9 protein-coding genes are annotated in these 11,078 nt (G+C 72.3%); 2 read left to right on the top strand and 7 right to left on the bottom strand.

Annotated features, from left to right (window positions below):
- Positions 1–96: 96 nt before the first annotated feature.
- Together ACWEVN_RS41945 and glmS are read right to left on the bottom strand one after the other, a co-directional pair.
- Positions 97–1,536 (bottom strand): NAD(P)H-hydrate dehydratase, encoded by a 1,440-nt coding sequence (locus tag ACWEVN_RS41945; RefSeq protein ID WP_452054989.1) that lies wholly within the window; start codon positions 1,534–1,536, stop codon positions 97–99.
- Positions 1,537–1,550: 14 nt separating this feature from the next.
- Entirely contained in the window at positions 1,551–3,413 is a 1,863-nt protein-coding gene (glmS, locus tag ACWEVN_RS41940; protein ID WP_449686882.1) for a glutamine--fructose-6-phosphate transaminase (isomerizing), read from the bottom strand.
- A 648-nt stretch (positions 3,414–4,061) separates the two neighbouring features.
- On the opposite strand from glmS, the gene ACWEVN_RS41935 reads away from it, so the two are divergent.
- A complete protein-coding gene (locus tag ACWEVN_RS41935; RefSeq protein ID WP_452054988.1) occupies positions 4,062–4,880 on the top strand; it encodes a dienelactone hydrolase family protein in 819 nt (272 codons plus the stop codon).
- A 17-nt stretch (positions 4,881–4,897) separates the two neighbouring features.
- Here the strand turns inward: ACWEVN_RS41935 and ACWEVN_RS41930 are convergent, their stop codons facing one another.
- The 5 genes from ACWEVN_RS41930 to ACWEVN_RS41910 all read right to left on the bottom strand — a co-directional run bounded on the left by ACWEVN_RS41930 (position 4,898) and on the right by ACWEVN_RS41910 (position 10,150).
- Positions 4,898–5,359 carry a hypothetical protein gene (locus tag ACWEVN_RS41930; RefSeq protein ID WP_452054987.1) on the bottom strand — a complete coding sequence of 154 codons (462 nt, stop codon included), beginning with the start codon at positions 5,357–5,359 and terminating at the stop codon, positions 4,898–4,900.
- 19 nt (positions 5,360–5,378) lie between these two features.
- Positions 5,379–7,901, bottom strand: coding sequence for a WXG100 family type VII secretion target (locus ACWEVN_RS41925; protein ID WP_452054986.1), 2,523 nt, complete (start codon positions 7,899–7,901; stop codon positions 5,379–5,381).
- A complete protein-coding gene (locus tag ACWEVN_RS41920) occupies positions 7,901–8,215 on the bottom strand; it encodes a hypothetical protein (protein WP_310967640.1) in 315 nt (104 codons plus the stop codon). Before ACWEVN_RS41920 ends, ACWEVN_RS41925 begins: the two co-directional genes overlap by 1 nt.
- 152 nt (positions 8,216–8,367) lie before the next feature.
- On the bottom strand, positions 8,368–8,628 hold the full coding sequence (locus ACWEVN_RS41915; RefSeq protein ID WP_452054985.1) for an acyl carrier protein: 261 nt from the start codon (positions 8,626–8,628) through the stop codon (positions 8,368–8,370).
- Positions 8,621–10,150 carry a fatty acyl-AMP ligase gene (locus ACWEVN_RS41910; protein ID WP_452054984.1) on the bottom strand — a complete coding sequence of 510 codons (1,530 nt, stop codon included), beginning with the start codon at positions 10,148–10,150 and terminating at the stop codon, positions 8,621–8,623. The genes ACWEVN_RS41915 and ACWEVN_RS41910 overlap by 8 nt, the downstream gene beginning before the upstream one ends.
- A 30-nt stretch (positions 10,151–10,180) precedes the next feature.
- Between ACWEVN_RS41910 and ACWEVN_RS41905 the strand changes: the two genes are divergently transcribed.
- The gene (locus tag ACWEVN_RS41905; RefSeq protein ID WP_452054983.1) at positions 10,181–11,065 is read left to right on the top strand and encodes a cytochrome P450; all 885 of its coding nucleotides are present in this window, start codon (positions 10,181–10,183) and stop codon (positions 11,063–11,065) included.
- Positions 11,066–11,078: the final 13 nt, after the last annotated feature.

Below are 11,078 nucleotides of genomic sequence, written 5' to 3'. Positions count from 1 at the left end.
AGCGCCCCAATGTGGCGTTGGGTGCGTCCAACGCACCCAATGTGGCGTTCGGTGCATTGAGCGCAACCAACGCCACATTGGGGCGCTTGGGGCCGGTCAGGACGTCAGCGAGCGGATCGAGCGGATGGCCTCCGGGATCGCGTGGACCAGGCCGGATGCCGAGGTCGGGGCGTTCTGGGCGGCGATCGCGCCCGCCAGCGAGTGGACGTGGGCCGCGGCCGCCGCGGCCAGCCAAGGGTCGAGGCCGGCCGCCAGCAGGGCGCCCACCAGGCCCGACAGGACGTCGCCCGAGCCGGCCGTGGCCAGCCAGGCGCCGCGCGGGGTGTTGACCGCGACCCGGCCGTCCGGGGCGGCGATCACCGTGCAGTGGCCCTTCAGCAGCACCACCGCGTTGTACTTCTTCGCCGCTTCGCGCGCCGCCGTCACGCGGTCCGCGCCGGGCTTCCGGCCCATCAGGCGCTCGTACTCGCCCGCGTGCGGGGTCAGGACCAGCGGGGTGTCCGGGTCGCGGGCGTCCTGGACGTCCGGGGACTTCGCGATGATCGTCGTCGCGTCGGCGTCCGCGCAGACCGGGACGCCCTGGCCGAGGACGTGGCGGAGCACGTCCCGGCCCTCCGCGCCGGTGCCGATGCCCGGCCCGACCACCCACGCCTGGACCCGGCCCGCGTCGGCGACCGTGCCGGTCGCGATGACCTCCGGCCACTGCGCGCGGACGACGTCCGCCGCGTGGCCCGCGTAGCGCACCAGGCCCGAGGTCGCCCGGACGGCCGAGCCTGCGGCCAGCACCGCCGCGCCCGGGTACGTCGCCGAGCCCGCTGCGACGCCGACCACGCCCTGGCTGTACTTGTCGTCCTCCGGCCCGGGCACCGGCCAGGCCGCGGCGACGTCCACGATGTCGAGGCGCCGGAGATCGGGTTCGGCCAGCTCGAGGCCGATGTCGACGAGGACAACCTCACCGCAGTGGGCGGGCGCGAGGGCGTGGACCGGCTTGAGCACGCCGAAGGTCACCGTGCGGGCGGCTTTGACGGCGGGGCCGTCGACCGAGCCGGTGTCCGGGTCGACACCGCTGGGCAGGTCGACCGCCACGATCGGGGCTTCGACCAGCTCGACCAGCCGCGCGGCGTCGGGGCGCAGGGCGCCTTTGCCCGAGATGCCGATGATGCCGTCCACGACGACGTCGGCCTGCGCGATCCACTGTGGACCGTCCGCGGCGGGCACCGCGCGACCGCCGGCCCGCTTGAGCGCCCCGAGGCCTTTTGCATGCGCTTTCTCGGGCTTGAGCAGGATGGCCGTGACCGCGACCCCGCGGCGGCGCAGGAACGCCCCGGCCCAGAGCGCGTCGCCGCCGTTGTCGCCGGAGCCGGCCAGCAGGACGACCCGGCGGCCGGAAACGCCGCCGGTGTGGTCCTCCAGGAGGTCCGCGATCTGCACCGCGAGCCCGAACGACGCCCGCCGCATCAGCTCGCCCTCGGGCGTGACGGCGAACGCCCGCCCCTCCGCCTCGCGAATCCGTTCCGTGGTCCAGATTCCCTGCACGGCGGGGCCTCCGCTTACTCGACTGTGACGGACTTCGCCAGGTTACGCGGCTTGTCGACGTCGTACCCGCGGGTGCGGGCGATCTCCGCGGCGAGCACCTGCAGCGGCACGGTGGACACCAGCGGCTGGAGCAGCGTCGGCACCGCGGGGACCTCGATGAGCTCGTCGGCGAACGGCCGGACCGTCTCGTCGCCCTCTTCGGCGATCACGATCGTGCGGGCGCCGCGCGCCTGGATCTCGCTGATGTTCGACACGAGCTTGGAGTGCAGCACCGCGCGGCCTTTGGGCGACGGCATCACGACGACGACCGGCAGGCCGTCCTCGATCAGCGCGATCGGGCCGTGCTTGAGCTCGCCCGCCGCGAAGCCCTCGGCGTGCATGTACGCGAGTTCCTTGAGCTTCAACGCGCCTTCGAGGGCGACCGGGAAGCCGACGTGCCGGCCGAGGAAGAGGACGGCCTTGGAGTCGGCGATGCGGCGGCCGAGGTCGCGCACCTGCTCCACAGTGGACAGTACCTTTTGGACGGCCGCGGGCATGGCCTCCAGCTCGGCGAACTCGCGGGCGACCTCGTCCGGGTACTTCGTGCCGCGGGCCTGCGCCAGCGCCAGGCCGACCAGGTAGTTGGCCGCGATCTGGGCGAGGAACGCCTTGGTCGAGGCGACGCCGATCTCGGGCCCGGCGTGGGTGTAGAGGACGGCGTCGGACTCGCGCGGGATCTGCGCGCCGTTGGTGTTGCAGACGGCGAGGACGCGGGCCTTCTGCTCGCGCGCGTGCCGGACGGCTTCGAGCGTGTCCGCCGTCTCGCCGGACTGGGAGACGGCGACGACGAGCGTGTCGCGGTCGAGGACCGGGTCGCGGTAGCGGAACTCGGAGGCGAGCTCGACCTCGACCGGCAGCCGCGTCCAGTGTTCGATGGCGTACTTGGCGACCAGGCCGGAGTGGTAGGCCGAGCCGCAGGCGACGACGAAGACCTTGTCGACGTCGCGGAGGTCCTGGTCGGAGATGCGCTGCTCGTCGAGGATGATGCGGCCGGACTCGAAGTGGCCGCGCAGCGTGTTGGCCAGCGCCTCGGGCTGCTCCTCGATCTCCTTGAGCATGAAGTACTCGTGGCCGCCCTTTTCGGCGGCGGAGAGGTCCCAGTCGACGGTGAACGGCTTGGCCTGGGCGGCGTCGCCGTGGAAGTCCAGGACGTCGTAGCCCTCGCGGGTGATGACGACGAGCTGGTCCTGCCCGAGTTCGACGGCCTCGCGCGTGTGCTCGATGAACGCGGCGACGTCGGAGGCGACGAAGTGCTCACCGTCCCCGACCCCGACGACCAGCGGCGACGACCGGCGCGCCGCGACGATCGTGTCCGGCTGGTCGGCGTGCGTCACGACCAGGGTGAACGCCCCTTCGAGCCGCCGGCAGACGGCGGCGACGCTGGCGGTGAGATCGCCCTTGGTGTCGCCGTCGGTGTACGCGCGGGCGATGAGGTGCGCGGCGGTCTCGCTGTCGGTGTCGCTGGCCATCTCGACGCCGTCGGCTTCCAGCTCGGCACGCAGGGCGGCGAAGTTCTCGATGATGCCGTTGTGCACGACGGCGACGCGCTGCGAGGCGTCCCGGTGCGGGTGCGAGTTGCGGTCGATCGGGGCGCCGTGGGTGGCCCAGCGGGTGTGCCCCATGCCGGCAGTGCCGCCGAAGTGCTCGCGGCCGACCTCGTCGAGCCGCGTCTCCAGGTTGGCCAGCCGGCCGGCCTTGCGCTCGACGGTCAGCGCGCCGGCGCCGTCGAGGACCGCGACACCGGCGGAGTCGTAACCGCGGTACTCCATGCGCCGGAGCCCACCGAGGACGACGTCCAGAGCCGGGCGGTGCCCGACATATCCCACGATTCCACACACGCACACCAGCCTAACGAGGGACATTCAGCGGGTTGACGGGGTGGGCTCACGGCCTCCGACCTGCGGGTATGCGGCTGTGGTGGTTCGAACCAATGCGGTGCGGCGGGTGCTTGGGCGGGCGGAATTGTCGGTGGCTGCCGGTAGAGTGGAAGACCGGGGGCGCCCCCGCCGGCGGGTTGCGCAGCGCACTGGGGTGACCACGCCGGGCGGCACATCGAAGCAGCCCGCTGGGGGGCTCTGGTGCGGCTTGGGGTGGCCGCTGGGTTCTGGCGAGTCGTTGGCCACCACCCCGAAGCCTGATTGTGACTACGGACGGCAGCACCGTGTCAAGGCGGGAAAGATGCCTTGACACGGCACTACCGTCCGCGTTTTTGGCTTCGTATCGGGGTGGTGGGGGGATCTGGGTGGGGGCCGGCTGTGCCGTCAGCGTTCCGTTCGCGTCGGCGGTGAGGCACCTGGGCGGTTGGGCAAGGGGCAGGCGGGATGCGATGCCGCCGGGTGAGCGGCGCACGGGGGCAGGCGGAGTCCGCGAGCGGCCCGGGCCCGAGGAGCGACCAGCCACGAGCCGACTTGGCAGCCGCGGGTGGCGAGCGGCGCGCCGGGGCGGCGGGCGCGCCGGGGGTGGGCTCGCACAGTAGGGTTCCCCGCATGGCCAGCAAGCCCAAGCAGCTGCTCGCGGAGTTGACGCACCCGGGTCCGCACGAGGTCCTGCGGGGCAACCTCGCCCTGGTCGGGCTGCCCGGCGTGGTCTTCACGCCGCGCGCCGGGCTCGGGCTGCCCGCCGTCGCCTTCGGGCACGGGTGGCTGCAGCCGCCCGATCGGTACCGGGAGCTGCTGCGGCACCTCGCCAGCTGGGGCATCGTCGCCGCCGCGCCGGCCACGCAAAGGGGTCCCCTGCCCTCGCACCGGCTGCTCGCCGCCGACCTGCTGACCACGCTCGACGTCGTCACCACCGTGCGGCTCGGGCCGGACGGCATCAGTGTCGATCCCGGCAAGCTCGGCCTCGCCGGGCACTCGACCGGTGGCGGGTCCGCCGTCCTGGCCGCGGCGCAGGAAGCCGAGAGCAAGAAGATCAAGGCCGTCGCCACCATCACCGCGGCTCAGACGCTCCCGCCGGCCACCGAGTCGGCCAAGGCGATCACCGTTCCCGGCCTGCACCTCGCCGCCGAAGACGACCTGGTCGCCCCCGCCGTCGCGCACGCCGAGGCGATCGCCGGGGCCTGGGGTGGCGATGACGTCCAGCTGCGGTTCCTCGGCAAGGCGTCGCACCTGGGTGTCACCGAAGGCCGGCACTGGTCGCAGCTGTTCATGCACGGCAAGCCGCACCGCAAGACGCAGCAGCTCACGCGCGCGCTGTTCACCGCCTTCTTCCTCACCCACCTGACCGGCACCGACAAGTACCGGCCACTGCTCGAGGCGGACGTCAAGCGCGCCCCCATCGAGCGCGAAGAAGAGCCCGCCCGCTGACGCAGGCGGGCCTCGGGTCAGACCAGCCAGCTCGTGCTGGAGAAGTCGTCCTCGTCGTCCGGCTGACGCGCGTGCCTGCCCCGCCGCGGCGGTTCGGGCGCGGGCGGCGGTTCCGGCGCCGGTTCCGGGCGCGGCGGGGCCGCCGCGACCGGGGTGCCGTAGCTCGGCGTCGGGTAGTTCGTGTAGCCGGTGTCCGCCTCTTCGTCGTGGACGCCGAACTCCATCAGCGACTCGCGGGACTTGTCGGCCAGCGTCTTCTCCGTCGCCCAGCCACCCGCGCTCTGCTTGCGCTTGTTGAGCTCGTCCATGTGCTCGGCGTACTTCTGCGCGGCGGCCAGCTCCTGCCGCATGCCCTCGCGCGCCTGCTGCTGGGCCTCGGCGAGCCGGCGTTCGCGCAGCCCGCGCTGCTCGTCCTGCTCCCGCGCCGCCGCGTCCATCGTCGAGATCGCCGCGCGATACCGGTCTTCGGCGCTGCTCATCGGCCCTCCTCGGCCCTCGTCACCGGTCGTACCGGATCGAACGGTCACCCTCGTCGTCGAGCGAGCCGCTGATCCGGCCCTTCGCGCCGCTGGTCTCGAACACGCCACCCTCGATGCGGTACTGGCTCGGCCCGCGCTGCTGGTCGCCGCCGCCACCGCCCGGGGCGCCGCCCATGCCGCCCATCATCCCCATCCCGCCCATGCCGGACATCCCGCTCATGCCCGACGAGCTCGCGGCCGCCTGGTGCAGGCCGGCGTCGACCGGGGTCGCGCCGAGCCCGCCGCCGCCGTCGGACATCGGGAGCGAGGCGTCGCTGCCCGTCTGGGCGCCCGGGTCGAGCGAGACGGCCCCGGCGAAGTCCGGCGACCCGCCGCCGGTGACGGCCGAACCGAAGTTGCTCGCCCCCGCCGTCGTGGTCGCGTCTGCGGAAGTGCCGGCCGACGCACCCGCGTCGGCGGTCGCCACCGCGGGCTCGGCCCCGACGCTGCCCCCGCCGCCGAGGTCGCCCTCGAAGCCGCCGGGCGCGGTGAACCCGCCGGCCCATTCGCTGCGGGTGAAGCCCGGGTCGGGGTTCGGCGGCGCGGGGTCCTTCGTCAGCGGGGACTCGGCGTTCGCGTCGTGCGGGATGTCCGCGCCGACGGCCACCGGCTTGACGTCCGCCTTGAGGCCGTCCCCCTTGAGGTCCCCGGCCTTGGGGTCGTCCTTCTCGTCCAGGGTGTAGGTGGTCGGCTCGCCCTTGCCGTCGTCGACCGTCACGATCGTCGGGCCGTCCGGGCCCTCCGGCCGCTCCGCGGTGATCTTGAGGTTGCCGTCCTGGATGTGGATCTTGCCGTCCGGGCCCGGCTTGTAGGAGCCGTCGGCCGAAGGCTGCCCTTCCTTGACCGCCTGCTGGCTGCCCTGCGGCCCGAAGGACGCCTTGTCCCCGTCGGCGGCGGCGTCTTTGCCCGCACCGTCCTTGGCCTTGTCGTCGTCACCCCAGTCGAGGTGGTAGTCCTTCTTGTGGCCCTGGCCGTCGTCCACGGAGATGTCCTGCTTGCCCTCCTTGTCGGGCTCGGACATCGTGATCGTGTTGTCGCCCTTCTTGACCGACACCGTGTCCGTGTCGTCCATGTCCTTGATGGCTTCGCCGGTCTTGGGGTCGATCGGGTACGGCTCGCCGGTCGACGGGTCGACCTCCAGGGGCTTGCCGGTGATCGGGTTCTTGCCCTCGTCGGGCTTCGCGGGCTCCTCGGCCTTCGGAGGCTCGGCCGCCGACGGCGTCGTGGAGCCGCTGCCGGTGCTGCCCGTGCTCCCGGTGCCGGTGCTCCCTGTGCTGCCGGTGCTACCGGTGCCCGTGTTGCCGGTATTTCCGGTGTTGCCCGTGTTGCCGGTGTTCCCGGTCTGGTCGCCGCCGCCTTCGTTCTTGGCCTCGGTGAGCTGGTTGCGGTAGCCGTCCATGTACCGCGCGAGCGCGCCGAACTGCTGGTCGATCGTGTCCTTGGCGGCCTTGCAGGACCCGTCGAACGCGGCGATCAGGCTCCGGTACTCGGTCGAGAAGGCCCCGTCACGCCAGTAGCGGCAGACGTTCCGGCCGTAGGTGATGTTCTCGTCGTTGAAGCAGCCGTCGTCGTTCTGCAGGCGCTCGGCGAGGTTCGAATTGTTGCCGTGCTTGGCGTTCACGGCGTCGATCCAGCCGGCGACCTTCATGAAGTCGTCGAATTCCTCGGTCTCGCCGTTGGCGACCTTGAGGACGTCCTTGGCCATCGGGATGTCGGCCTCGGCGATCACCGGGCGGTGCAGCTGCAGGACCTCGTCGACCTTCTTCTTGACGGCGTCGAAGACGTGCGTGACGGTCTGCGGGATCAGCTTCGCCGCGCCGTCGATCTGCGCCGACAGCTCCTTGGCGTGCGGCTTGATCGTCTCGTCGTACTTGATCTCCGCCGCGTTGGCGCCCTTGCCCTTCCACGCGTCGAAGAGGGTCTGGAGCTCGGTGTCGCTCTTCGTCAGCGCGTCCTCGACGACCTTATGCGCCTTGCTCAGGTCGTCGGCGTCGCCGAGGAACTTCTGGTACTGGATCCCGCGGTTCTCGTGGAACTTGTCCTTGAGCTCCTTCTGGGAATCCTTCTTCGGGTTGTCGCCCTTGATCTGGTTCCAGACCTCGTCGGTCCACTTCGCCAGCATGTCGACCGCGACGTTGCCCTGGTCGAGCTGCTCGTCGGAACTCTTCGCGCCGGCCCCCAGCGTCGGCGTGCCGATGCCGTCGAGGTTCTTCTTCGCCTGGTCCCGCGCGGCGGTGTCGCGCTCGTGTTCCTGCTTCTTCGCCGCCGCTTCCTGCTGCGCTTCCTTCAGCGCTTCGTCGACATCGGACGACGAACCCGGCAGCCAGTCGTCGTTGAAGCTGACGCTGTCGGTGTAGTTCTCGATGTACTTGGCGGCGTACGCCTCTTCTTCTTCGTTGAAGTTGACCGTGTCCTCGCTGTACTCCTCCATCAGCTTGGACTTGGCTTCCATCGAGACGTTCGGGTCGTCGAGGACCTTCTTGATCTCAGCCCATTCGGCCATCAGCGGTTACCCCCGGCCTGGTTCGCCGTCGCGCCGGCGTTCGCTTCCTGCGCGGTGTACTTGGCGCCGGCCGACCCGATCCCGCTGCCCAGGTTGAGCAGGGCGTTCGACAGCCCGGTCATGCCCGCGCCGATCTCGTCCATCCCGGCCTTGTACTTGCCGAAGCTCTCCTGGTGCACGCGACCGAAGTCCCCCGCGATGATTTCGGTCGGCGCGACCTTCTTCGCTTCGTTCGCCGGGTCGTCGGCGACGTCCGCCAGGCGGATCTGCGCCCGCGTCATCGCCTCCGAACTCGCTTCGTAGCCGTTCGGCATGGTCGCTGCCCCCTTCGATCCCGCACTCCGCGCTGACGTTCCGGGACTGTGACGCGCCCGGACACCGTTCGGTGCCGTCGCAGATGCACACAGAGTCTAGCGTCCGCCCGGACGCCGGACCTGCGCTTCCGCGAAGTGCACCCGCCCGGGACTCACCCGCCGGCGCGCTGCGCGGCGACCGCCTCGGAGATCACCTCGGCGACGCCGCGGATGTCGACCAGCCGGTCGAGCTCGTCGATGTCGACCGAGACGCCGTAGGTCACCTCGACCCGGGACAGCAGCTGGATCCGCTGCCGGGACGTCAGGCCGAGGTCGTCGAACGGCGTGGTTTCGCTGAGCCGCTCGGGCGGGATCTCCAGCGCGAAGCCGATGATCCGCCGGATCTCGTCGACGTAGGCCCCCGGGTCACTCATGGCGCCCATTCTCACCCCACCAGCGTTCGCGGGCCGCGGCGCGGGACACCTTGCCGCTGGAGGTCCGCGGCACTTCGCCCGGCCGCACCAGCCAGAGGGCCCGCAGCGGGAGGTCGTGGGCCGCGGACACGGCCCGCCGCACGGCCGTCTCGACCGACTCGTCCCGGGTGACGCACCCGGCCACGACCGCGACACCTTCGCCGCGGCCGTCCCGCACGGCGAACGCGGCGGCGCGCCGGACGCCCGGGTGCGCGGCCTCGACGGTGGCCTCGATGTCCTGCGGGTGGTGGTTGCGGCCGTCGACGATGATCAGGTCCTTCAGCCGCCCGGTGACGTACAGCTCGCCGTCGTGGACGAAGCCGAGGTCGCCGGTGCGCAGCCAGCCGTCCGGGGCGAGCACGTCGTCCCGGCCCCAGTAGCCGTCGGCGATGTTCGGCCCGGACACCTGGATCTCTTTGTCGGCAATGCGGATCCGCTGGCCGAACGACCGCCCCACCGACACGCGCGGCTCGCCGTCGAACGCCGTGATCGTCGGCCCCTCGTCGCCCGCGCTCGTGACGAACACCGTCGCCTCGGCCAGCCCGTAACACGGCTTGTGCGCGGCCCGCGGCAGCCCGAAGGGGGCGAAGGCGCGTTCGAACGCCTCGACGGTGGCGGGGCGGACCGGCTCGCTGCCGTTGAGCAGCGAGTTCACCCGCGAGAGGTCGACGGCTTCGAGGTCCCCCGCCGCTTCGGCCGCCAGGTCGAAGGCGAAGTTCGGCGCGGCGGTGACGACGCCCGGGAGCTCGGCCAGCAGCCGGATCCACCGCAGCGGGTCGCGCACGAACTCCATCGGCGTGAAGAAGACCGACCGCGAGCCGAGGAAGACGGGCGTGCCGATGAGCAGGACCAGGCCCATGTCGTGGAAGAACGGCACCCAGCCGGCCAGCGGGGTCGACGCGTCGGCGCGGTAGCACCGCGTGGTCTGCCAGCAGGCGGCCACCAGCGCGCGGTGCGAGATCACCGCGCCGGCCGGGCGGCGCGTCGAGCCGGACGTGTACTGCAGGTACGCCGGATCGGTCATCGCCACCGCGGCGGGCGGCTCGGTCTCGTCGGGCTCGATGTCGTCGAGGACCAGCACGGTGACCGGCGGGACCTGGCCGGCCAGGTCCTTCGACGTGAGGCACACCGCCGGGGTGGCGTCGGCGAACGCCGACTCGATCCGCGCACGGCCGGTGCGGCCGGTCGGGACGGACAGCGGCACCGCGATCCGCCCCGCGTAGAGCGTCCCGAGGAAGCCGGTGACGTAGCCGAGGTCCTGCCGCGCGACGATCGCCACCCGGTCGCCCGGCCGGGTGCGGCGCCGCAGCTCGCGGGCGACCCCGCGGACGCGGGCGAGCAGCTGCGGCCAGGTCAGCGTGTGGTCGGCCGGTCCGGGGAAGGTGCGGCAGGTGAACGCGGGGCGGTCTTCGCCGGCGTTGCGGAGCAGGTGGTCCGTGAACGGCGTGGCGAGGACGTAATCCGGGACTTCTGCGGGCGGCACGGGCCCATCCTGCCCTACCGTGTCGAAGCGATGGACGAGTTCGAACGGCACGGCATCGCGGTGGTCTCCGGCCGCGACGCGTGCGCCCGGGCCCTGCGGTCGCCCGAGCTGACGTCGGATCCCGGCGGCGGCTCCCCCAGCGTGCTGCTGCGGGACGGCGAAGAGCACACCCGCGTGCGCGCGGTGCTGCGGGAGATCATCGCCGGCCTGGAGCCGTTCCCGGCCTCCCTGCGCACGTCGATCGAGACCGTGGTGGCCGGGCTGGGGCCGGCGTTCGACCTGGTGCGCGACTTCGCGCGGCCGGTGGCCGGGCTGGTGACGTCGGCGGTGCTCGGGGTCGAGCTGGACGACGTCTTCCTGGACCACTTGGAGGCGACGACGGCGAACCTGGACGTCTTCGGCGGCGTCGACCGAGCTGGGCAGGCGTCGGCGTTCCGGCTGGCCGTGCAGCTGAGCCGGACGGTGGCCGGGCCGGGTGGGCTGACGGCGTTGCGGGAGGCCCGCGCGGCCGGCCGGCTCGACGAGGACGAGCTGACGATCAACGCCGTGGTGCTGGCCCACGCGGCCTACGAGAACTCGCTGAACTTCCTGGCCTGCGCCGGGCTGGAACTCGCGGCTTCGGGCCCGCGGACCGTGCGGGAGCTGGTGACGGCGATCTGCCCGGCCCGGTACGTGCTGCGCTTCGGCCCGGACGGCCCGGTGGCGATCGCGCTGACCGACGGCCTGCCGTTCGGCCTCGGCCGGCACGCGTGCCCGGGGTCCGGGATGGCGGTGGCCGAGGGCGAGATCGCGCTCACCGCCCTGGCGAAGCTCCTCGGCGGCGGCTGCCGGGTGGGCGCAGTGCGCTGGAAGACCCACCCGGTGTTCCACGGCTTGGCCTCGGCGCAGGTTCTCGTGAGTGGTAAGGCGGGTTAGAACCCGCCTTACC

Source organism: Amycolatopsis sp. NPDC003861, assembly GCF_053605405.1.
The sequence above is the reverse complement of the archived record's forward strand: the minus strand, read 5'-3'. Positions and strand labels throughout refer to the sequence as shown.